The organism is Iodobacter arcticus (assembly GCF_042664895.1).
In the GTDB taxonomy this organism is placed as follows: domain Bacteria; phylum Pseudomonadota; class Gammaproteobacteria; order Burkholderiales; family Chitinibacteraceae; genus Iodobacter; species Iodobacter arcticus.
The window spans coordinates 206,555-230,662 of the sequence record NZ_JBHTBQ010000014.1 but is presented as its reverse complement, the minus strand read 5'-3'; the positions used below and the strand labels follow the sequence as shown (position 1 = coordinate 230,662).

The following is a 24,108-nucleotide window of genomic DNA, read 5'->3' as shown; positions in this document are numbered from 1 at the left end:
ACGATCTACATCAAGATCACCCCTCCCCTCGATTAACGCAAAAGCATATACTACGTAAGTACTTTCACTAAGTTAAGCCCCGGAGAAAACTGCATGAGTAACCCGTATATCGAGCTGGTTAAGGCCCACGATGCCCTATTGCAAAAACACGATGCCCCTCTTTTCACGACACTAGATGGTTTGGCTATTGCAACAAAGCAAGCCCCAACAGCCGCTCCTGTCGCGATGGTTTTTGCACCTCACCCAGACGATGAATGCATTATCGGTGCTTTACCACTGCGTTTAGCGCGTGAAGATGGCTATCGTGTCATTAATGTAGCGGTCACACTCGGCTCTAATATGCCACGCCAGCCTGAGCGCTTGGCCGAGCTAGATCGTGCCTGTCAGGTACTTGGTTTTGAATTACAAGAAACAATCCCCGGTGGCCTGATGGCGGTTAACCCGACAACACGCAATAGCGATCCTGCTGCATGGGCAGAGAAAGTGGATGTAATTGCCGCGCTGATCGAGCAATACCAGCCTACCGTATGCGTCGTGCCTAACGACAACGACGGCCATGCCGCGCATATCGGCACGCATTACCTCTTGCTGGATGCGCTGGCTAAGCTAGGTCACGCCTGCTTTGTGGTGCAATCTGAATTCTGGCGCGCGATGGCCACACCGAATGCGCTAATCGAAACCAATATCGCTGACACCGCCGATCTGATCGCCGCGCTGGCTTGCCACGTAGGCGAAGTACAACGCAATCCTTACCATCTGCGTTTAACTTCATGGATGGCCGATAATGTGCGTCGTGGGGCAGAAGTAGTCGGTGGAGCCGGTGTTGCCGCGCCAACCTTCTCTTTTGGCACGATCTACCGTATTGATCGTTTTGATGGCAAAGCCTTGCAAGACAATGGCCAGAAATACATCTTGTCCGCTGAACAGCGAATTGGGAGTTTGTTTCAATAAAACGTAGGGTGGGCAGGTTTTTATGCCCACACGTGTGAACCATTTGCAGAACGCGTGGGCGCAACGTCGTGCCCACCCTACATTATTCGTATTGCAAGCCTTCCCACAAGGCATCCATCAAGATGCCATCTCGGTCTTCTGTATATTCCCAGAAGAAAGCGCCTGCTAAGCCGTGTTGCTTCACAAAAGCCATTTTGTGGGCAATAGAGGCTTCGTCTTCATAGCTCACAAAGCGCTCACCCGCCATCAGCCACGGTGCTTTAGCGGCCTCATCCCAGTGCTTTACCGCGCCAGCCGGAATCAGCTCGTGAGTAATTTGGCTATAACTGGCGCTGCCATTACTTTTTGCGACCCCCGCCTCACCCAAGGCAGGCGCAATCAGGCTACGCCCATAAAAAGCGCAGCCTAAGACCAGTTTATTTGCCGGTAAGCCATTGGCCGTAAAGAGCGCCACCGATTTAGCGCAGCTATCGCCTTCCGGATCAAGCGAGCTATTAAATAAATTGCTGTGATGGCCAGCGCGTGTCGCCCAGCCATTATAAAAATCGTAAGTCATTAAATTAACAAAATCGCATAGCTCGGCTACCGCTGGCATTTCTACGCCATCGAGATAATATTGGCCTGCACCTGCTGCAATAGTCAGCAAATAGGTTTCGCCATGCGCTTTGGATTCTGCATGAAGCTGACGACGTAATTCGGCCAACAGCAGCGTAAAATTGTGCTTATCTTCCGACCTTGCTTTAATCCCCGCCATATCATTAGCCGGATATTCCCAATCCAGATCAATGCCATCAAAGCCATGCAGATGCATAAAACGAATTGCAGATGCTGCAAATTGTGCGCGCGAGTTGGTCGTTAAAGCGGCATCCGAGAAGCCTTCTGCCTCCCAGCCACCAATCGAAATCAAGAGTTTAAGATGAGGGTGCCGGGAGCGCAGGCCGCGCAAATGAGAAATCCCTTCCACGGCACGGGGCTGGCTTTGATCTTTGCTCTGCTCGGGAAACAACACCACTTCGCCTTCTTTAATATTGGCAAAGGCATAGCAAATATGCGTAAGCCTTGCGGCATCCCGCTCTAGCGGCAAGCCAGACCAATCAGTCCAGCCAGCTATATAGCCCAATAAAATATGCTTCATAGCGCCCTCATCTACGATCAAGCAGCCGCCCAGCTTACAAGGCAGCAATCACGGACATTTCTACTTTATAACGCGGATCAGCCAACCTAGCCTCTACCGTTGCACGGCAAGGGGTATGACCGGCGGGCACCCATTCTGACCACGCGATATTCATTGCATCGTAATCGGCCATATCAGCCAGATAAATCGTTACCGAAAGAATCTTTTGTTTATCCGAGCCAATTTCACCTAATAATTTATCAACAAAGCCCAATACTTCAACGGTTTGGCTCTTTGCATCGGCCTCTAAATTTTCCGCAATTTGCCCAGCTAAATAAACCGTATTGTTGTGCACCACAATTTCAGATAAACGCGGACCGACGTGATAGCGTTGAATTGAAGACATTTAAAACTCCCTTTGAATTGAAGAAAAGCTTAAAAGATCTGTAGACACAGAGATCAATAAGAACACAGAGCACATGGAGAAAAACAAAAAAATATAAGTTTCTGCTTTGAATTCAGCGACAAACTCCATGCATTTTTAAGCCCTATGAACAATATTCTTTAGCTATGAAGTTTTTCTCAGTGTGCTCTGTGTTCTTAGTACTTTCTCTGTGTCTACAGATCTTTTTTTTAAGTTTTTCAAGTATATAGAAAACACAAAAAAGGCGAACCTTCGTTCGCCTTTTTTATACCATCAAACTACGGTACGCAGTCGGAAGGAGAAGTCTTGCAATGCTGCAATGCCACTTGCTTCGGCTCTATTGCACCAATCTTGTAGCAGCTTTACCAGCTCCGGCCGGGATAAGGTAGATCGCTCCCATAAACGCGTCAGCTCCTGGCGCATTTGATAAATCTGCTCCAGCACCGTGCTTTCAGCCAGCACTTTGGCCAGAATTTGCTGATCTTGCTCCGGCGTGTCTTTAGCATCTTGCTTGAGCCAGATTTTCATCTGACGCACCGGATCAAAATCGATCTGTGGCAGCTTGGCCGTGCTGCGCATCCGCTCCACTTCTTCACCCACGGTATCTTTTAAAGTGCGTGCGTAATTGGCAGCAATCGCGTAGCGATTAGCAATAATTGCCTGCAAAGAGGCTTCATCCAGCTCGCGTTTCGCCGCAGCTGAAAGCGTCATCTTGGGTGCAATTTTGCGCACTTTGGCAAGGCCAAGCATTTCGATAATGCGGATATACATCCAGCCAATATCAAACTCAAACCATTTGTAAGATAACTTGGCCGATGTGCCAAAGGTGTGGTGATTATTATGCAGCTCTTCACCACCAATCATAATTCCCCAAGGAACAATATTGGTTGAAGCATCTTCGCATTCAAAATTGCGGTAGCCCCAATAATGACCAATGCCATTGATAATGCCGGCAGCCGTAATCGGAATCCACATCATTTGCACCGCCCAAATCCAGATCCCATTTGCGCCAAATAGGCAAAGATCAATCAGCAGCATCACCACAGGACCAAGGGTATTGTGCTTGCTATAGAGATGACGTTCTAAAAAATCATCAGGCGTGCCGTGGCCATACTTTTGCATGGTTTCTTTATTCGCGGCTTCTGCGCGATACAACTCGTAGCCTTCCCAGAATACCTTTTTAATCCCATAAACTTGCGGGCTGTGCGGGTCTTCTGCCGTTTCACACTTGGCATGGTGTTTGCGGTGAATAGAAGCCCATTCTTTAGTAATCTGACCGGTTGTTAACCAGAGCCAGAAACGAAAGAAATGACTAGGAATCGCGTGCAAATCCAGCGCACGATGTGCCTGATGGCGGTGCAAAAAAATGGTAACTGAAGCAATAGTAATATGCGTCAGTACCAGCATCACTGCGATGTAACCCCACCAAGGCAGATCAATCAGCCCATTTAGCCAAGTCATTTTCTTATCTCCACACAGGCCAGTAGCCTGTTTTATTTTTTGTAAGCACTGATTTTACGCAAGACTTACCCATCAAGCAGCATCAAGTGGTGGCTGCAAGGCTGCAGCGTTCAGCAAGGTGACTTCACGTCGAGGGTAAGGAATTTCAATATTGTGCTCTTGAAACAAACGCCAGATCTTTAGATTTAGACTAGATCGTAAAGAAAGCTGACCATTTTCAGGATCGGCCAGCCAAAAGCCCAATACTAAATTAATACCATTATCTGCAAAGGCTGAAACAAAAGCACCAGGGGCTGGCGTGCTTAAAATTCGCGCCTCACCCTCCGTGGTCGAACGCAATAATTCTAAAGCAAAATCTAAATCAGTCCCGTAAGCCACTTGAATCGGTAAGGAAGTCCAAATGGATTTATCGTTATACGATTGATTCACCACCGTCGAGGTAATCAACGTGTCATTCGGCACTAAGGCCTCAGTACCATCTGCAGATTTTAAAACCACATACCGCGCCGTAATACTGCTGATCGTACCGAGGCGATTATCAATCTGCACTAAATCACCAATTTTGATTGAGCGATCCAGCAAAATAATAAAACCTGATAAATAATTAGATGCAATTTTCTGCAAACCAAAACCCAAGCCCACACCTACCGCACCACCAAAAACCGAGAGCACGGTTAAATCAATACCCACAAGTGGCAGGGCAATCACAATAGCAAAAATCAGCAGTAAAACGCTGGAAATTTTAGACAACACCACGCGGACATTCATGTCCATCATCTGGCTGCTCATTAAGCGTCTTTCCAGCTCTCTGCCCATCCACATCGCAATCAGCAAAGTAGCGGCTACAGATAACAAGCCTTGCCCGATCGTTAAAACAGAGATATGCGCCTTACCAATAGGAAGACTAATGCTATCGAGCATTTCGGCGACTTCAGGCGAGATACCTAATACATGTAAGGCATAAATAAACCAAATCGCCCCTGCAATATATTTCTCCCAACGCATCACCCATGATGCGCCATCAAAAACACGACGAATCACATAAACCAGAATACGAATATTGGCCATCGCCAGTAAAAGCACGCTCGCCAAGGCAATCAATTTAAAAGGCGGCACAAACCATATTTTAAGTATCACCCCGGCTAAAATAACCAGTAAGTAGGCATTTAAAGGGAAAAAAGCCCGTAATAAACCCTCGCCCCCCATACGCCAGTGCCAGCTGTTCTGATCCGGGTTTACTCTGCGCTTTACGCTGCGATTCACCCACCAGGCGAACGCCAGCGCAAATAAAACCATCCCTAGCTGGGCAAAAAACTGCGGGTGCAAATAACCTTGCCCACCCAGCTCATTTACAAAATCAATCAATAAATTATTACGTGTGCTCATGAGCTTTGGCGTATCCGCTTAATCGTTTCGGTGGTGGAAGTCGCAAATAAGAAAGGAATAGAATGCACACTGCCACCCCATTCCAGCACCTGCTGGCTGCCCACAATATGCTCGGGTGCCCAATCACCACCTTTGACCAGCACATCTGGGCGCACGGCCAGAATAAGATCCAGCGGAGTATCGGCATCAAACCACGTTACCAAGCTCACACACTCCAGCGCTGCCAGCACGGCAGCACGCTGCTTGGTATGATTCACCGGCCTGTCATCGCCCTTGCCAAGGCGCTTTACAGAAGCATCGGTATTAATCGCCACGATCAAGCCAGCACCCAGAGCACGGGCCTGTGCCAGGCATGTAACGTGGCCACGATGCAAAATATCAAAGCAGCCATTGGTAAACACTAGCGGACGCGGCAAACCCGCCAATCGAGCAGCTAATTGCTCTGGTGGGCAGAGTTTTTGTTCAAATGAAGGACTAGGATATTGAGACATTTTGAATCTTGGCTACCTAAAGGATCAATCTTAAACAATCAATCAAATAAACAAAACATAAATTTAAGTAATAAGTGGGCAGAAAAGCGGGGGTTGATTATCCCAGCCCTTGGTATGAGCAAGGTACTCGGCACAAGGCAAGGCCCACCATTTACCTGAGCAAACAAAAACCAGAATGAATCAATTAAGTTGCAGCCCCTTAAACTTACACCAATGCAAAAAAACAATTAGAATAATAGCACGTTTTTAAATTAAGATTAAAAGCAAAAAATCAGGATATTTTTATAATAAACACGCTACTAAATTTTTAAATAATTTTCAAAAAAAATAAAATACATCATTTTAATTAAACAATAAAAGAATATTAAAAATAAAACAATCTATGCGTTTTATTTATCCACGCTGGTTAATAAACATTTTCATAAAATAAATCAAATACGGCTGACTACGTCACTATTCTTAGCCACTGGTTCCCCCATGCCACGATCATCGCGCGGCTTAGCTACTAAGGCAATGTGTCAGGCTACTTACTTGCAGCTGGCGCTGTAGGCATTGCGGAGTCAGCCTATGCAGGCACTTGCCACTGGATGCCCGACTGTACCAAAGAGAGACCAATGCGCTCAGAGTTAGTTGCACGGCTTGTGGCGGCGGCATCGCAAAACTTAAAGCGCTTGTCGTTCTCTACAACACCACTTCTTCAAGAAGAGTGTTTTTTAGCTGGCACTCAAAATAACCTAAAAGCAAATGGGCGTTATTATCATCATTGCTTATTTATACATCAATATAAATAATCCAATTCAAATACCATACCTATTTACGCAATGACATGTAAATAATATAGATATAAACAATTACCCTATAAAATTAGAAAACAATTATATACGAATAAACAAATAACACACCCATTGTTAATAAATAATTAACATCAATTCCACTAAAACAAAAATTAAATAGGTATAATAAATAGCTGCAACATACCTTACGTCCGTATTAAACAATCCATTGCAAATATGTAAAAGGATTTTAAATGAAACTACTTAAAACACTACTAGCCACTACTTTTTTTGTAGCGGCAGGTTTATCTCAGGCTGCCGTTATACCAGTACAAATTGATTTTGATGGTGATGGTGATGCCTCATCTGCTTTTCAAGTAAAAGGCAGTGTGAACAAAACATTCACTTTTGAGCTGGCTGAACAATCAGTGTTAAATAGCTGGTGGACAGTACGTCAAACGATCGCTAACAGCTCAACAATTAGCTACCTTAATGGCACGCTTACTTCGCTAAGCAACCCAGGCACCCCAATTTCTTTGGGTGGCAAAGGCTCGCTGAATGCCGCTGCTGGTGTAAAAGAAATTAATGAGCACGCAGCACCGTTTACCTTAGCTGCAGGCAAGTACTTAATCAGCTTTGCTGGCCTTGCAACAACAGGCTACAAAGGTACAGGTACACTGACAATGAACGCAGCACCGGTTCCAGAGCCGGAAACCTACGCGCTGATGGGTCTGGGTTTAGTTGCCCTGCTTGCTCGTCGTCGTAAAACAGCTTAATCAGCTTTAAGCCATGCAAAACGCCCCATGATCTATGGGGCGTTTTTTTGGGCAAGAATTTATCTCACCCCTCTGCAAGCCATAAAAAACGCCCCATCAGAGGCGTTTTTCACTATTTATTCCAATGTATATTCATGCATCTAATAACTGCAAAATCGCCTCAGTATGCTTTTGCATTAAAGCCATATCCGCACGCGATTCCACATTTAAACGCACCACTGGCTCAGTATTGCTAGAGCGCAGATTAAAACGCCAATCGGCGTACTCCATGCTAATGCCATCGGTCGTATCCACAATTAAAGCATCGCCCTGATAAGCCTCACAAACACGAGCAATCGCGGCTTTTGCATCGCCAAGCTTGCGATTAATCTCGCCCGACGATGGATAAGCCGCAATGCGCTGCTCCACCATGGCGGACAATTTTTGCTCGCGGCGGCTCATCAGCTCGATCACCAATAGCCACGGAATCATGCCGCTATCGCAATAGGCAAAATCGCGGAAGTAATGGTGAGCGCTCATTTCGCCGCCATAAACCGCGTCTTCTTTACGCATCCGCTCTTTAATAAAAGCGTGGCCAGTTTTGCTTTGAATGGCTACACCGCCCGCAGCTTGCACCACATCAACCGTATTCCAAGTTAAACGCGGATCGTGAATGATTTTTTGGCCAGGGTTCTTTTGCAAGAAGGCCTCTGCCAAGAGGCCAACGATGTAATAGCCTTCGATAAAATCGCCGCGCTCGTCAAACAAGAAACAACGATCAAAATCGCCATCCCAAGCAATCCCCAAATCGGCCCCATGACTAATCACGGCATTGGCGGTGTCTGCACGGTTTTCTGGCAGGAGCGGGTTAGGGATACCATGTGGGAAAGTGCCATCCGGCTGGTTGTGCACTTTAATAAACTCAACCGGCACTTGGGCCGCTTTGAATTTGGCTTCCAGCGCATCGACCACATGCCCAGCCGCGCCATTGCCTGAATTCAAAACAATTTTTAATGGGCGCAAGGCAGATAGATTCACATAGCCCATCAGATGCTCGATATAGGCATCCAGAATAGACAGCGAGCTAATACTACCGCGCTGAGTAATCGGTAAAAAATCAGCCGATTCGGCCAAAAGCTGAATATCACGCAGGCCAGTATCGCCACTAATCGGTACCGCACCACGCTTCACCAGCTTCATGCCGTTGTAATCCAGTGGATTATGGCTGGCGGTCACTTCGATCCCGCCATCCACATCCAGATGAAACGCAGCAAAATACACTTCTTCAGTACCGGTCATGCCTAAATCAATCACATCGCTACCAGCATCCATCAGGCCATTAGCCAACGCCTGTTTCAGCTCTTCACTGGTCAGGCGAACATCGCCGCCCAGCGCAACACGTTTAGGTTTGAGCAGTTGGCCATAAGCGCGGCCAATGCGGTAAGCGATATCGGCATTCAACTCAGTGCCAAGCTGGCCGCGGATATCGTAGGCTTTAAAACAAGTTAAATGAGTCATTGGTTTACTCGAAAGAAGCATTGCAAAGAGATGATATTCAATAGGTCTCGTTGGCTTTAAAACCCAAACCTTGCACCACAGAGAACACGGAGGGCCACGGAGAACGGCCATTTTGTAGGGTGGGCACAGGCTTTATCGTGCCCACGCGGCGAATAACTCATGGGTGCATGGGCATAAAAACTTGCCCGCCCTACGATTTTATCCGTGAAACTCCGTGTCTCAAGAGTGGATTATGAAGCTTTACTCAAAATAAGCTCGGGAATAAAGATGAACAGTCTCATCTAGCAAGATCTCTGGCTTGCTGGCCCAGCGATACTGGGAATGCTGCTCGCCCAGCGGCAGGGCCATATCGGCTTCATCAAGCTGCAGCGTATAGGCAAGCACCACATAATGCGTGCCAAAACCTTCCTCACGCCCGGCATTGCTATCATAAAAGTGCTCGTAAACACCCAGCCACTGCGCCGAAGAGCGCGCCAAGGCCACGCCTAATTCGGCTTGAGTCAGGCGCAAAAAAGCAGCATCCAGCGCTTCATTTTTTTGCACCCGCCCACCTGGCACAAACCAATGATCGCAAGCGGGCTCATTATTGCGCCAACCGAGCAGAGCATCGCCTGCCGAGTTTTGCACAATCAAATCGATAGACACCAGAGGGGCGTGCTCGACCACTTGCAAAAATTCTGGCCACTTTAGAAGCTCAACAGCCGGTAGCGCCTTATTTTGTTCGGCCATACACATCTTCAAAACGCACGATATCGTCTTCACCAAGGTAGGAACCCGATTGCACTTCGATCAGCTCCAGCGGCATCTTGCCCGGGTTTTCTAAGCGATGTGTTGTGCCCAGCGGGATATAAGTCGATTGGTTTTCTGACAAGAGAATCTCTTGGTCCCCATTGACTACCTTGGCTGTGCCTTTCACCACAATCCAATGCTCGGCGCGGTGGTAATGCATTTGTAGGCTCAGCGATGCGCCCGGATTAACCACAATCCGCTTCACCTGGAAGCGTGAACCGGCATCGATGCCTTCATAGCTACCCCAAGGACGATACACGCGCCGATGCGTGACCGACTCTGATCGGCCAGCACTATTTAAGCGCTCAACAATTTTTTTCACGTCCTGCACATGATCTTTATGCGCCACCAAAATTGCATCGGCCGTCTCTACAATCACCAGATCCTGCACGCCAATCGCCGCAATCATGCGGGTTTCGCTGCGAATATAGCTGCCCGATACGCGATCAAGCATCACATCGCCCAGCACGCTATTGCCCGCTTCATCTTGTGGCGTCACATCACGCAATGCCGACCAAGAGCCAATATCGCTCCAGCCTAAGCCCGCCGCAACAATCACCGCCGCATGCGCGGTTTTTTCCATCACTGCATAATCAATCGAATCTGATTCACATGCAGCAAAAGCATCGCTATCTAAGCGCAAGAAGTCTAAATCTCGCACGCCTTTGGTAACCGCAGCTTGAACCGCCGCCAACATGGCAGGCTGATAAGCAGCCATTTCACGCACATAGGCATCGGCGCGGAACATAAACATGCCGCTATTCCAGTAATAATCACCTGAAGCTAAAAACTCTGCTGCACGCTCAGCATTCGGCTTTTCTACAAAGGCAGCCACTGCATAAGCATCGCCAGATAGGCTAACGCCACGGCGAATATAGCCATAGCCGGTTTGCGGCTCAGTAGGCGTAATCCCAAAGGTCACTAACTTGCCTGTTGCAGCCACGCTTGCCGCCTGTGCCACCAAGACCTGAAACACATCGCCAAACTGAATCACATGATCTGATGGCAGCACCAGCAGCATGGCATCCGGGTTGTCTTCCAGCGCAATCAAAGCCGCAGCCGCCACTGCTGGTGCAGTATTACGGCCCATCGGCTCTAAAACCAGCTTTGAGTTGCCCATGCCCACCGCACGCAATTGCTCGGCCACCAAAAAGCGGTGCTCCTGATTGCTGATTAATAAAGGCGCGGCTACATCTGCCATTCCCTGCAAGCGTGTTGCCGTTTGCTGCAGCAAGCTTTGATCACCATGCAATTTTAAAAATTGCTTAGGGTAACCACCACGAGACAGCGGCCACATACGGCTACCCGAACCACCACAAAGAATCACCGGAGTAATTGACATGAACTATCCATAAATTGTTATTAACTAAATATATTTTGCGGCGACCCGCGCCGCAAAATAACTTAAAGACTGACTTGCTGACGGCCAATTGGGTAATACTCAAAGCCCTCTTTTTGCATGCGCTTTGGATCAAATAAATTGCGACCATCAAAAATCAATGGATTTTTAAGCTGTTTATTCATATCCGTAAAATCAGGGCTGCGGAATGCTTTCCATTCGGTAACAATAATCAAAGCATCTGCATCAGGCAATACCGCATTTGGGCTATCGCCATAGCTTAAGCCTTTCCAGTCTGGCATCACCCGCTGTGCTTCATGGATTGCAACCGGATCATGCGCAGCCACTGTTGCACCCTGATTTAGCAAATATTCAATAATAACGCGGCTTGGCGCATCGCGCATATCATCCGTATTGGGTTTAAATGCCAAACCCCATAAAGCAAAATGCTTACCTTTTAAATTATCACCAAAGCGCTTAACAATTTTATCCACCAGTACCGATTTCTGCGCATGGTTGGCTTTTTCAACCGCATCCAGCACTTTTAAACTAATGCCATGCTCTTCAGCCGTGCGCTGTAAAGCTTGCACATCTTTAGGAAAGCATGAGCCACCATAGCCCACACCAGGGTATAAAAAGTGATAACCGATACGCGGATCAGAGCCAATCCCTTTACGCACTAGCTCGATATCTGCCCCCATCACCTCTGATAAATTAGCCAATTCATTCATAAACGAAATACGCGTAGCCAACATGGCATTAGCCGCATATTTCGTCATTTCGGCAGAGCGCACATCCATAAATAAAATACGATCATGATTACGCACAAACGGCGCGTATAAAGAACTCATCAAATCTTTGGCCGTATCATCATCCGTGCCAATCACAATCCGATCCGGGCGCATAAAGTCTTCAATCGCAGCGCCTTCTTTCAAGAACTCCGGATTAGAAACAATCGCAAAACTCGTTTTCTCGCTGCGCTGCTGCAACTCATCAGCAATCGCCGCGCGAACCTTATCCCCAGTTCCCACCGGCACAGTAGATTTATCCACAATCACCTTATAACCATTCATATGACGGCCAATACTGCGTGCTGCAGCCACCACATACTTCAAATCTGCCGAGCCATCTTCATCGGGCGGTGTGCCCACTGCAATAAACTGAATCGTGCCATGCTCTACCGATTCTTTAATATCCGTTGTAAAGCGTAAACGCCCTGCGGCCACATTACGCTTAATCATTTCCTCTAGACCGGGCTCAAAAATCGGCACGCCGCCTTCCTGCAAAATACGAATTTTATTTGCATCTACATCTAGGCATAACACATCATTGCCATACTCCGCCAAGCATGTGCCAGTAACCAAACCTACGTAACCAGAACCAATCACGGTAATTTTCATTGTAAAAACACTCCCACTTAATAAATTAGTTTTTATGGATAAGCTGGCTAATCGCTTTAATAACAAAAATAGTATTTGTTACGAAATAGCGTTTCCAAAGACGTCGCGGCTCCGAACATAAACGATGCAACCATTCCAATCCTGAATGCTGCATCCACAAAGGCGCACGAACAATCGTGCCTGCGTGATAATCAAATGCAGCACCCACACCAACCATCACCGCATTAATTTTGCCACGATGCGCAGCCATCCATTTTTCTTGCTTTGGGCAACCCAGGCTAACCCAGACAACGCCCGCTCCAGATGCATTAATACTACTAATAATTTCCTGCTCTTCTTGCTCAGCTAAAGCGCGAAAAGGAGGGGAATATGCACCCACTATTTTCAAAGCAGGAAAACTACTGCTCAATTTAAGCAGTAAAATACGTAATGTATCTTCACTACTACCATACAAATAAATCGAAGGCCAATCCCCTGATCTATTTGCCTCTGTGCAATATTTCCACATTAAATCAGGGCCATTAATTCGCTGCTGATTATAAAACCCCATTTTACGCATTAACCAAGCAACGGGCGCACCATCCGAGGTAGCCATATCTGCATTTTTAACCACATCGTAAAAAGCCGGATCATTGGTAGTAGTCACTACAGAATGGGCATTACATATGCAAATATAACGGGATTCTCTTCTGGAGCTCCATCGCTTAATACGCTGCAAAGCCGTATCCCAATCCAGCACATCAATAGAAGCGCCCAGAACAGAGGTCGTTTTTCTCGCCACTAATGGCTTATCAATTATCTCGGACATGCATTTATCGCCTCATCATATATATTCATTAATATTTCATAATTTTTATCCGGGGTATATTCTGCTAAATACTTCTCACGCGCATTACGCCCCATTTCTGCCATCGCTTCAGGGTTGTTAACAGCCCAAGTCATTTTTTTTGCTAAATCATCAGCATCACTAGCATTAAATAATAACCCTGTTTTTCCATCTTCAACCAAATCGCATAATGGCCCCAAGCGGCTAGCGATAACCGGCAGACCACTTGAATAAGCCTCAACCAAAGTCATCGGCATATTTTCATAACAAATACTTGGCAAAACCAAGGCCAAGCTTGAGCGCATATAAGCTCGAACCTCTTGCTGCGGCAAGGGTCCACATAAATCAAGTTGAGTAATTCCAGTCAAATAAACAGATTCTTCACCAGCCCCAACAACCGCTAAATGCCCATGTGGATCAGCACTAAAGGCCGTCACAAAAATACGAGCCCCTTTTTCTGGAGATAAACGACCTACATATAAGAAACCACTTCTTTGCTCTGCTCCACACCCCACATCTTCAGCAAAATTGGGCTTAATCATTATTTTATCCGCAGGAATCCCGCCCTGAATGTATTTATTTTTACAAAATTCATTTAAAGCGATATAGCGATTGATCTTATTTTTATACGTTCCCACAGAGCGATGAATTGTTAGCATGCCGGATAAAACAGCGCTTTGAGCAAAAGAATCTCTATAACAACGACGAATAACGCCACGCCACGTTGCATGCCCAACGCAATCTTCACAAACACGGCCATCACGCAAAAATGTGGCTTGAGGACACAGTAATCTAAAATTATGTAATGTCTGCACCAGAGGTACATTTAGAGCCTGAGCCGCCCAATATAAAGAAGGTGAAATCAGCGGAAATGTATTATGAACATGAATAACATCAGGCTTTACTCTCTTAAGCAAAAGCGAGAATTCAGTATATGTTTTTTTAGACCACACGGTCTGCTTTAATAATGACAATTTTGATTGATTAATAATTTCATCATTATGACGAAAGTAATGCTCAACATCATGACCATGCTTCTTTAACAATGCAATTTCATTATCAACAACCGAATCTTCACCGCCTTTTTGCTGATAAGCATTGTGAACAATTAACACCCGTTTCATTATTGATTGCCCCGGTATATCGGCTCGGCAAGACACTTTATAATGCCTTCTGCAAAGTTTCTTGCCATATTCTCTACACTGTATTGCTTAGCACTTTCTAAACATGCTTGCTGCATGGCAGATAATTTAACCTGATCATCCATTAATTCAATCACAGCAGTCGCATATTTATCTTGCGAAAAATCAACCAACAAACCATTAACGCCACTTTTTAAGTATGCAATTTCAGGGCTATGAACACCGCAATCCGTTGTAATCATAGGTACCGCGCAAACAAACGAATCTAAAATCCCTAAACCAACCAAGCCAGGATTAATCATCACCGTAGAAACAGACAATAGCTCCACTTTTTCTTTACCTTTGCATAGGCCTACATATTTAGCCCAATGATGCTCATGGCAAAAATCTTCAATAAGCTTACGCTGAACACCATCACCAGCAATAAGCATTTCAAAATCAGGAACTAATTTTTTTATTTTAAAAATCGCCTCAAGCATAAACTCGATGCGCTTTTCTTCATAAAAAGAACCAATAAAAACACCTACGTTTTTACTGTTAATTTTTAATTTACTCCTAATTATATCTTTTTTACTATCATCAATATCACCAAACAATTTAGCCATTTGATGGGTGTCAATAGAATTATTTGCTATCGTCACCCGATCAACAGGAAAATCAAAACGATTAATCAAGGGTAAGCTCATTGCGGTATAACCAAACCACCAATCCGCACGTTTTGCAATCACTCTCTTGACTTTTTCGCTCCAGCTATCCGGGTTTCCCTGTAAATTAGCACCATGCCCAAACAATGCCACTTTAATTGACGGGTACAGATATTGCGCAACTAAATTAAATACTAATTTATTCTCATGACTGCAAATAACCAAATCAGCATTTTTTATTTTCTCAAAAAAAGGCTGCCAGCAAATTCGTCCACCCAGCAAATAATGGGTAGGCAGTTTTTCTGCCCAAGGCAATTCACCCGAATCATTCTTGCTCAGCTCATCTTTATTTGGCATACCATGCAGCAATCTTAGCCTGCACCCTCTTTCCTCAAGCTCTTGGCGTAAAGCCTCGAAAAAGGGCAGCCGATAATGTGGCAAGCGCCTTTGCACAAAAAAGACAGTAGGCCGATAACAAGCATTAACTTCATTTTTAGTCATAGTGAATTTCAAATTTAAAAATAAATAAAATAAAATCACTATTTCAAAATGAAATAAGCGAAATTCTATTTCTTAAAATATTTTAATTGTGCAAGCGCAAGGGCACGCAATGAGCCTACATCATAAGATAGAAGTAGATAAAATAAATCTATTTTTTCCAAAGACAAGGCCCATTAACATCCCAGCTATTTCCAAAAAAATCAGAAAAATGCACTCCATTATTACCGTAAATAACAATTAACTGTACAAAATATAAAAAACATTTTCAGCAAAAAAATTTATAAAAATTTTGAACAAATGCATTTATCGTTACATAGTTTAATACAAACGATGCACCAAAAATATACATCGTTTTAACCATATATTCCATTTCCAACCTATGAAATAAATTGATGGATTATTTATATACTGGTAATAAGTAACAGCGGCTTAAAAGCCAGAGTGACGATAAACATTATTTAAGAATAACAGGAACCGCACCAACCGCTATTTCGTCGCCATAAATATCTTCTGCCCTCCCCATCGGGAAAGAGATTACCTTACTAATGTTCCCGATTTTTGACCGAGCAATTTTTGTTACCTCATCACTGGTCGTCCACACAAAATACTGTGCCGCATTCTGGCGATCTGTAAATTTACAAATCCAGACAACCAACCCATCAATTTGGCAGCCTCGGGGCGTATTGCCAATTAACTGAGATGCAAAATTTTGATAAGCAAATGCAGCTGCCTTTTTATGCTTACTCCTTGGCTCAGCTAAACCCATTTCCCCATGATCATAGGAATACCAATAAGACTCACCTACACCCTGAATTAGGGCAAGAATATTTGCACGTAAGACATAAGCAACCGCTTGGTTTTGATTTAATCTTCGCCATTGCTCACTATAATTTTTACTAATTTCAGGCCCCGATAAATTTTCAATCAACCAGCCTGATTCAGTATTCCAGAGGGGCTTATGGGCCTGCTTATTTTTCCCCATAATTTGGTAAAGCCTTTCACCCAAACCATAGGCCGCTTCAGGCTCTGACTTAGGAACATAAAAATGATAAGCAAGTATATCTGAATACTTTCCAGCTCCCATTGCAAGGTATCTATCCCACTTTGCTAATTCATTTTCTGAATTACCCGTCATACTCGGAGCAACTAAGCGATTTCTATAGTTAACGGCTTTTAATTCAATGTAGGCAATTTTCTGCATCTCAAGCAGAGCTTCCCAACTTCCCGACCAGAATGGTTTTAAATTAACCTCGTTTAATATTTCATAATTATAAATAACATTATTATAACGAGTCGCAACTTTTCTAACATACCTACGCCAATGAGCCATATCCGTAGGCTCGGCAGCACAACCTAAACCATAAGCGCATTTTTCTTGAGGGCGGCTTGATGCCCATGCAGGTGTTACACCTAATGGAAGAAGCAATCGAATATTATTTTTCTGACTGTATTCAACAATTGCATCTAACTTCACAAAATTATATTGTCCCTCACTAGGCTCAATATCTTTCCAGCCAACATAAATATCCCAAAGACGCCAGCTACTTATACCGGAAATAGGCCATGCTTTATTTAAATCAGGGCGATGAACATGCACTCCAAAATAACTAGCTGTAATTTCCTGCTGAAACCGTGAAGCTATATTCGTTTTTGGTATTGCCATTAAAGAATCAGAATTACTTTTTCTTAACATTAATGGTTCATCAACGGCAACTGCAGACTGTAAGCAACAAACAGTCAACATTGCCAGCAGCAAGGCCCTAGCAATTCGCATGGCGGTCAATAATTTGGTCATATATATTCTCCAAAAGCATAGCTTGCTTACGAATATCTAAACTCAGTGCAAAATCTCTGCCCGCTCTACCCATACGATTACGCCATTCACTTGTCTGCCCTAATACACAATCTAATTTTTCAGCCAGATCATCCACATTACCTGGCTCGAATAAAAAACCAGTCTCTTGATCTAATAACGCCTCAGGCATTCCCCCGCTTCGACTCGCAATAACAGGTACACCCGAAGCGGCGGCTTCTAATAGAACAATACCAAAAGCTTCGGTTTGTCCATTTTTATCTGGCATGCTCGCTTGCACATAGCATGCGCACTCCTGCATTAGGCGCTTAACCTCGGTATGTGGCTGGGCACCCAACCACGTAACTCGTTGCTCAATACCTAATTCCTTAGCCAAAGCCATTAATTGCAAAGTCTCTGTGCCTGCCCCCACTTGTACCAGCTGCCAATCAAAATTAGCAGCCACTTTAGCAAAAGCTCTCAGCAATACATCAATTCCTTTTACTTTGACATGCCTCGAAACATTCAGAATAAATTTTCCCTGATGCATTAATGGCTGGAATTTTTCAGTATCTACACCAATATAATGTGTAAAGATTTTGCTATCTGCAATCCCGCGCTCAATCATTCTTTGCCGCATATACTGAGATACCGCAATAAAAGCATCTGCATTTTTATACAGGCTTCTTTCATTTAATAAATATTGCCAATTTGTAGGCTTACGTGTTTTAAACAAAGACCAGCGGCTCATCTGTGTATCAAAACCATGGCTTGTTGCAATCAATGGAATATTAAGCTTCTTTGCTATCGGTGCAATCATAACGGCATCAGGCAAAAAGTGAGCGTGAATTATTGCAGGTTTATGTTGAATTAAACCCTGCTTAATCACCGCAGATTGCCGCAGCAAAGTGAACTTCATTCGCTCATATTTATGTAGTTCATCAATAGTAACTACATCAGCTTCAATAGGTGCTTTTAAATCCCTGCATACAAATAAAGCATTATAATTATGCAATGAATGAGCTTGCTCTAGAATAAATGACTCAGAAACAAACGGCATCGTCGTTCTATAATATGCAACATCCCTCATTTTTCACTCCTAATGATACTTCTAGCTTTATATATGATTGCAACCAATGCAAAAAATTGTGCTTGAATGAGCACACCAGCAGCAGCCGGCTCGAAAAAATAAATCCCAAGTAAACCAACAATACCGCCTTTTATCGCACAAACAATATATTTTAATTCCTTATCTTCAGTATTACTTATCTTCTCTAAAATAATATGACAGAATAAAAAAACAAATGCCAGCAATGAAAAAATACCGTAATTAATGACTATGTTTAAATACGTATTATGCGCATTAGGGTAGATAAATTTACCAAAAGTATAATAATCGCTAGCCCTCAACATTTCAAACTGTAATGAACCAGTAAAAAACTTAAAATCTGAATTTAAAAATACATGGATTGCTGATTGCCATAATTGATACCGAGTCTGCATCGTTGATAAAGTATGCTCAGTCGAAGATAAAGAAAAACTAACTATAGAAAAAATAAGCAAAGGGAACAAAACAATAACAAAACGCCCGGCATTCTTTCCAATAAATAAATATGCCAAGCTACAAGCCACCCCCACTAAACTCCATATAAATGCACCTTTTGTTTGAGCATAATAAAAGGCAGTAAGCATCAAAAATAAGCCAATAACACACAATGCTTTAAATAAAATAGAACGCACATAAAACGCTAGCATAAAAATGCCTACAACAGGAAAAACCAGATATAGCCCTAAACCATTGGGATGCCTAAAAAAACCGATAGCAACATTCGACTTTAATACAGACCCATCAAGCGCCATTTTTCCCAAATTACCTACATCTACGTCAAAAATATAGGGCCAGCCAACAAGGCCCTGCATAATACCCATTGCCGCGCTCAACAAGCCAAGCACAATAAGTAGTAAAAATAAAATCCATAATTGCTTTTTATTATCAGTAAAAAACAAGACCAAAGGCACCAGCAAGCAAGCAGGTAACACATCTTTAAATGCCTGAAGGCCTGATGCTGCTCCAGCAATAAACGCCAGCGCAGACCCAACTCCAGCAAGTAAAGCGTAAAGCATCACCCATTTTGATTCAAAAAATGCATCTTTCCAGACTGGTATTACTAATGGATTTGCAACTAAAGATAAAAAAACATGAGCAAATCCAAAGTAAATAGCAAGCTCTAACACAGTAAAGCTCACCATGCCTGAAATTCCAGAAAATATACGGAACTCTCCCATCATTAGAATAAAAATAAAAATGACAATAAAAAATGACCGATTATTATTCTCTTCTTTCAATGCAGAGTACTCACTCAAAAATTAAAAATACCTAAATATTATGACACTCGGCTTCGAACTATTCGTGCTGGATTCCCCACAACTACGGAATAGTCAGGAATTGACTTTGAGACAACAGATCCAGCGCCAATAATTACACCATTGCCAATATGAACCCCCGGCAAAATAATGACACGCTGCCCAATCCATACATCATTTCCAATGCATACAGGCTTAAATTCTTTCATTCCCTGATTAATCATTGGCACCTCAATACTTGCAAACTCATGATTTACCGTAAGAATAATTACTTCAGGCCCCATCATGACATTATCCCCAATTGCTACACTGCCATATAACTTACAATTAACACCTAAGCCAGAGTTATTACCAATTTTTATTTGTCGACCAGAACCAAAAGAAGCACCATGTTCAATGTTAATATTTATTCCACATGAAAAGAAAAGACCTTTACAGCACCAACGGCGTATTTTCCTTGTCCATAAAAAACCTCTGGAGGAAGATGATGGTAAATAACGAAAAAAACCATAATACAGTAATAAAAAACCGAGCCTTACCATCTAAATCACCCCAACCAGAGCAAACGGAAAAGTTACGCAAGAAATTATTAAAAAATAGGGAAATTTAATTTTATATACTTTCTGAGAAATAAAATGAGTTGCTCCCACACTAAATATGCTAGATATTAAAAACGCCCATGCAACACCCTGTGCCATAAAATAAGATGAAAGAATAAAACCTAATACAATTTGAAAAATAGCACCTATTGCTGTGGTGTAAATCAACAAGTGGGTTTGCCCTTCTTGAAGTAACCCAATATTCAAACTAGGCTCAACAGCCCGAATTACAACACCTATAATTAATGGAAGTAGAATACTAAATTCAACATGCACATTTGGTGCAAGAATTGGCAATAACCATGGCGCTAAAAAATAAAGAATAGCTCCTGCTAGTGAGTAGCCCAGACTAAAAAAAACAGACATTTTTGAAAAAAATATTTGGCCCCTATCTACATCTTCAATATGCTGAAAACGCGCAGTTGGCCACCAAAGTGCAACAGGTGTTATTAAAAAATTTAATACTCCTGCTAACTTTAATGCAACAACATAACTACCTAATATTTTATGATCAAGTGTAGAAGAAACAATATATCGATCCGCATTATTTAAAATAGTAGCAAAAATTGCCGAAATCATTATAGGCACGCCATACTTTAAAGCAGCAGCTTTCAGCTCTTGCTCATTATCAACGGAGTAAACCGTTGAATTTTCTTTCTTTAATATTTTATAGTTAACCAAAATTGCAGAAAAACTAACTGCAATTGCATACACAGCCAACCACTCAACTGCCGTATCAACAATAAATGGGTGTTCCATGACATTTATAAAAGAAAATAAAGATAAAACTCCAAACTTACCTAAAATTCCTAAAAAATAGGGACGTGCAAGCAGTTTTGCCCGTGCAGAAGCTAAACCCAAAGCTAAAGTAGCTTCTGCTAAAATAATAATGGGCATTAGTAATGTGGCATATTGTAATTTGAATTGCAGCATGGCCCATATACAAGCCAATGCAATAGATACCAATGCTGGCCAAAAACACATTTTAAGACAAAGCCGCAATGCAAAATTTACTGGCATTTTATCTGCATTAACTAGCTTTAAAATACTCCAGTTACCACCAAATTGTGCAATCAGTGCAAACAAGTAAATCGCAGGTTCAAACAATCCCCATTTTCCATATTCCTCTACTCCCAATGCCCGGACAATAAATGGAATCATGAGAAACTGCAAACCTGCTTGCAGTGCATTGCTAATAAAAAACCCGCCAAATACTTTTTTAAACATAATTTATTTATAAACCTTATAAACTTCGAGCTATAAATTCGCCATAAGCGTTTCTTAACCCTAAGTCAAAGCGAGTTGAAGCCCGCCACCCCATCCCATTTAATTTACTCACATCCTGCAATTTGCGCATCGTGCCATCGGGTTTGCTCGCATCAAATACCAACTCACCTTTAAAACCCACCACTTCACAAATTGTGCTCGCCAATTCACGAATCGTCATATCTTCACCTGTGCCAATATTGATCAGCGGCGGGTGTTGATCGTTTAATTGTTTTTTATATTCTGCATCTGGCAAGTTCAGCAAGTAGACACATGCTGCAGCCATATCTTCGCAATAAAGAAATTCACGGCGTGGCGTACCACTACCCCATACCATCATTTCTTTTGCACCGCTTTCTTTGGCTTCGTGCGCTTTACGAATAAGTGCCGGAATCACATGGCTGTTTTCTGGGTGATAATTGTCGCCAGGGCCATAGAGATTAGTCGGCATAACCGCCAGATATTGGGTACCGTATTGGCGGTTATAGCTCCAGCACATTTCAATACCGGCAATTTTAGCCAGAGCGTAGGGCTGATTGGTCTGTTCTAATGGACCAGTAAGCAGGTATTCTTCTTTTATCGGCTGCGGGCAATCTTTAGGGTAAATACAGCTGGAGCCTAAAAACATCAAACGATTTACACCATGCTGGTAAGCGGCATGAATTACGTTATTTTGAATCATTAAATTTTGATAAATAAAATCGCCGCGATAAACATTATTGGCATGAATACCACCTACTTTTGCTGCCGCTAAAAATACAAAATCAGGCTTTTCTGCTGCAAAAAAAGCATCAACTGCTGTCTGATTTGTCAGATCTAATTCCGCATGAGTACGCGTCACAATATTTGTGAGCCCAAGTTTATTTAATTCACGCACAATCGCAGAGCCAACCATGCCGCGATGGCCTGCAACGTATATTTTATTTGAATTTTCAATAAACAAAACTAAACTCCCTCTACCATTGCAAGAACAATAGCTGGATTGCCAGCCACAATCATATTTTCAGCAATATCATTAACAACAACCGATCCCGCACCTATAACAGAACCAGCGCCTATTTTTATATTCCCGATAATAATAGAATTCGGAAATATAATTACATTATCTCCAATATCAGGAGCACCTGCTTTATTGCCTCCACGCTTGCTGCCTAAAGTACATCCTTGAAAAATAGTGACATTACGCCCTAATTTCGTACCAGTATTAACTACAATAGAAAACGGGTGCCCCATACGTAAGCCTTTTAAATTACCAAAAGGCAAATCAACATGAAGAATATATTTAACAATAAAACGAAAAAATGGAAATTTGATTTTATAAGAAAAAAGTATAAACTTGTTTATACCGCCTAATTTTTCTTTTAAATAGGACTCGAATTCTTCACGAGGAACTTTCTTCATACATTACCTTTGGCTCAACTAATTTTATAATTGAGCCAATTAATTTTTAACTTTCAATCGCTACAGAAACACGATAGCCATGCGTTTTAAGCAGGGCATGCTGGCGGGCTTGTACTAAATCATGGGCCACCATTTCTTGCACTAGCTCTGGCAAGGTGGTTTCTGGTACCCAGCCTAATTTCACCTTGGCTTTTGTTGGATCACCCAACAATGTTTCAACCTCGGCAGGGCGGAAATAGCGCGGGTCGACTTGCATAATCACATCGCCCTCTTTTAATGCAGGTGCTTTATCGCCTTCAATTTTGGTAACGATGGCTTTTTCATCTACCCCAGTGCCCTCAAACTTAAGCGAGATACCCAATTCACTGGCCGACATGCGAATAAAATCACGCACGCTATATTGCACGCCAGTCGCAATCACAAAATCATCTGCCACTTCTTGTTGCAACATCATCCATTGCATTTTGACGTAATCACGGGCATGGCCCCAATCGCGCAGGGAATCGATATTGCCCATAAACAGACATTTTTCTAAACCTTGAGAGATATTTGCTAAACCACGAGTAATTTTACGCGTAACAAAAGTTTCACCACGGCGCGGGCTTTCGTGATTAAACAAAATGCCATTACATGCATACATGCCATAAGCTTCGCGATAATTCACCACAATCCAATAGGCATACATTTTTGCCACGGCATAGGGGCTACGCGGGTGAAATGGCGTGGTTTCTTTTTGCGGAATCTCTTGCACCAAGCCATATAGCTCGGAAGTAGATGCTTGATAAAAACGAGTTTTCTTTTCAAGGCCTAAAAAGCGAATAGCTTCTAATAAGCGCAATGTACCCATTGCATCGACATCAGCTGTATATTCCGGCGATTCAAAGCTCACTGCCACATGCGATTGCGCACCAAGGTTATAAACTTCATCCGGCTGCACTTCTTGCAAAATGCGGGTTAAATTAGATGAATCACTTAAATCACCGTAATGCAATTTGAAGCTGCTGTTTTCAATATGCGGATCTTGATAAATATGATCGACGCGTTGGGTATTAAACGATGATGCGCGGCGCTTGATGCCATGCACTTCATAGCCTTTTTCTAAAAGAAACTCAGCCAGGTAAGAGCCATCTTGGCCGGTAACACCAGTAATTAAAGCTACTTTTTTACTCAAC

At 43.1% G+C, this 24,108-nt stretch carries 22 protein-coding genes and 1 pseudogene; 3 read left to right on the top strand and 20 right to left on the bottom strand.

The annotated features are described in order from the left end of the window. Window positions 1–93: 93 nt before the first annotated feature. Entirely contained in the window at window positions 94–951 is an 858-nt protein-coding gene (locus ACFQNF_RS09130; RefSeq protein WP_380187684.1) for a PIG-L deacetylase family protein, read from the top strand. Between the two features lie 82 nt (window positions 952–1,033). Here ACFQNF_RS09130 and ACFQNF_RS09125 read toward each other — a convergent pair whose 3' ends face one another. From ACFQNF_RS09125 to rfaE2, 5 genes are all read right to left on the bottom strand, one after another. Continuing rightward, entirely contained in the window at window positions 1,034–2,086 is a 1,053-nt protein-coding gene (locus ACFQNF_RS09125; protein ID WP_380187683.1) for a glycoside hydrolase family 18 protein, read from the bottom strand. A gap of 34 nt (window positions 2,087–2,120) precedes the next feature. Next, window positions 2,121–2,471: a RidA family protein gene (locus tag ACFQNF_RS09120; RefSeq protein WP_380187682.1), complete on the bottom strand. Its 351-nt coding sequence runs from the start codon at window positions 2,469–2,471 to the stop codon at window positions 2,121–2,123. A gap of 291 nt (window positions 2,472–2,762) precedes the next feature. Beyond that, window positions 2,763–3,950: a DesA family fatty acid desaturase gene (locus ACFQNF_RS09115; RefSeq protein ID WP_380187681.1), complete on the bottom strand. Its 1,188-nt coding sequence runs from the start codon at window positions 3,948–3,950 to the stop codon at window positions 2,763–2,765. 72 nt (window positions 3,951–4,022) lie between these two features. After that, window positions 4,023–5,336 (bottom strand): mechanosensitive ion channel family protein, encoded by a 1,314-nt coding sequence (locus tag ACFQNF_RS09110; RefSeq protein ID WP_380187680.1) that lies wholly within the window; start codon window positions 5,334–5,336, stop codon window positions 4,023–4,025. Then, entirely contained in the window at window positions 5,333–5,827 is a 495-nt protein-coding gene (gene rfaE2, locus ACFQNF_RS09105; RefSeq protein WP_380187679.1) for a D-glycero-beta-D-manno-heptose 1-phosphate adenylyltransferase, read from the bottom strand. Before rfaE2 ends, ACFQNF_RS09110 begins: the two co-directional genes overlap by 4 nt. 614 nt (window positions 5,828–6,441) lie before the next feature. On the opposite strand from rfaE2, the gene ACFQNF_RS09100 reads away from it, so the two are divergent. Then, window positions 6,442–6,618 (top strand): hypothetical protein, encoded by a 177-nt coding sequence (locus ACFQNF_RS09100; protein ID WP_380187678.1) that lies wholly within the window; start codon window positions 6,442–6,444, stop codon window positions 6,616–6,618. Between the two features lie 269 nt (window positions 6,619–6,887). Beyond that, a pseudogene (locus ACFQNF_RS09095) lies at window positions 6,888–7,376 on the top strand (FxDxF family PEP-CTERM protein); the annotation flags it as partial. A 132-nt stretch (window positions 7,377–7,508) separates the two neighbouring features. On the opposite strand, the gene cpsG reads toward ACFQNF_RS09095, so the two are convergent. From cpsG to gmd, 15 genes are all read right to left on the bottom strand, one after another. After that, window positions 7,509–8,873, bottom strand: a complete 1,365-nt coding sequence (cpsG, locus tag ACFQNF_RS09090) for a phosphomannomutase CpsG (protein WP_380187677.1) — start codon at window positions 8,871–8,873, stop codon at window positions 7,509–7,511. A 240-nt stretch (window positions 8,874–9,113) separates the two neighbouring features. Next, a complete protein-coding gene (locus ACFQNF_RS09085; RefSeq protein WP_380187676.1) occupies window positions 9,114–9,602 on the bottom strand; it encodes a GDP-mannose mannosyl hydrolase in 489 nt (162 codons plus the stop codon). Continuing rightward, complete coding sequence (locus tag ACFQNF_RS09080) at window positions 9,586–11,004, bottom strand: mannose-1-phosphate guanylyltransferase/mannose-6-phosphate isomerase (protein ID WP_380187675.1); 1,419 nt, start codon at window positions 11,002–11,004, stop codon at window positions 9,586–9,588. Before ACFQNF_RS09080 ends, ACFQNF_RS09085 begins: the two co-directional genes overlap by 17 nt. Window positions 11,005–11,066: 62 nt before the next feature. Continuing rightward, entirely contained in the window at window positions 11,067–12,401 is a 1,335-nt protein-coding gene (locus tag ACFQNF_RS09075) for a UDP-glucose dehydrogenase family protein (protein ID WP_380187674.1), read from the bottom strand. Between the two features lie 25 nt (window positions 12,402–12,426). Next, window positions 12,427–13,209: a WecB/TagA/CpsF family glycosyltransferase gene (locus tag ACFQNF_RS09070; RefSeq protein WP_380187673.1), complete on the bottom strand. Its 783-nt coding sequence runs from the start codon at window positions 13,207–13,209 to the stop codon at window positions 12,427–12,429. Then, on the bottom strand, window positions 13,197–14,351 hold the full coding sequence (locus ACFQNF_RS09065; protein WP_380187672.1) for a glycosyltransferase family 4 protein: 1,155 nt from the start codon (window positions 14,349–14,351) through the stop codon (window positions 13,197–13,199). The genes ACFQNF_RS09070 and ACFQNF_RS09065 overlap by 13 nt, the downstream gene beginning before the upstream one ends. Beyond that, window positions 14,351–15,514, bottom strand: a complete 1,164-nt coding sequence (locus ACFQNF_RS09060) for a glycosyltransferase family 4 protein (RefSeq protein WP_380187671.1) — start codon at window positions 15,512–15,514, stop codon at window positions 14,351–14,353. The genes ACFQNF_RS09065 and ACFQNF_RS09060 overlap by 1 nt, the downstream gene beginning before the upstream one ends. Before the next feature lie 454 nt (window positions 15,515–15,968). Continuing rightward, complete coding sequence (locus tag ACFQNF_RS09055; RefSeq protein ID WP_380187670.1) at window positions 15,969–17,309, bottom strand: beta-galactosidase; 1,341 nt, start codon at window positions 17,307–17,309, stop codon at window positions 15,969–15,971. Further along, window positions 17,275–18,396, bottom strand: a complete 1,122-nt coding sequence (locus ACFQNF_RS09050; RefSeq protein ID WP_380187669.1) for a glycosyltransferase — start codon at window positions 18,394–18,396, stop codon at window positions 17,275–17,277. Before ACFQNF_RS09050 ends, ACFQNF_RS09055 begins: the two co-directional genes overlap by 35 nt. Beyond that, window positions 18,393–19,652, bottom strand: a complete 1,260-nt coding sequence (locus tag ACFQNF_RS09045) for an O-antigen ligase family protein (protein WP_380187668.1) — start codon at window positions 19,650–19,652, stop codon at window positions 18,393–18,395. The genes ACFQNF_RS09050 and ACFQNF_RS09045 overlap by 4 nt, the downstream gene beginning before the upstream one ends. Before the next feature lie 38 nt (window positions 19,653–19,690). Next, on the bottom strand, window positions 19,691–20,212 hold the full coding sequence (locus tag ACFQNF_RS09040) for a DapH/DapD/GlmU-related protein (RefSeq protein ID WP_380187667.1): 522 nt from the start codon (window positions 20,210–20,212) through the stop codon (window positions 19,691–19,693). Further along, a complete protein-coding gene (locus ACFQNF_RS09035) occupies window positions 20,213–21,496 on the bottom strand; it encodes a lipopolysaccharide biosynthesis protein (RefSeq protein WP_380187666.1) in 1,284 nt (427 codons plus the stop codon). A 16-nt stretch (window positions 21,497–21,512) separates the two neighbouring features. After that, the gene (locus ACFQNF_RS09030) at window positions 21,513–22,478 is read right to left on the bottom strand and encodes a GDP-L-fucose synthase family protein (RefSeq protein WP_380187665.1); all 966 of its coding nucleotides are present in this window, start codon (window positions 22,476–22,478) and stop codon (window positions 21,513–21,515) included. Window positions 22,479–22,480: 2 nt separating this feature from the next. Then, window positions 22,481–22,936, bottom strand: a complete 456-nt coding sequence (locus ACFQNF_RS09025) for a serine acetyltransferase (RefSeq protein ID WP_380187664.1) — start codon at window positions 22,934–22,936, stop codon at window positions 22,481–22,483. 46 nt (window positions 22,937–22,982) lie between these two features. After that, entirely contained in the window at window positions 22,983–24,107 is a 1,125-nt protein-coding gene (gene gmd / locus ACFQNF_RS09020; protein WP_046350422.1) for a GDP-mannose 4,6-dehydratase, read from the bottom strand. Window position 24,108: the final 1 nt, after the last annotated feature.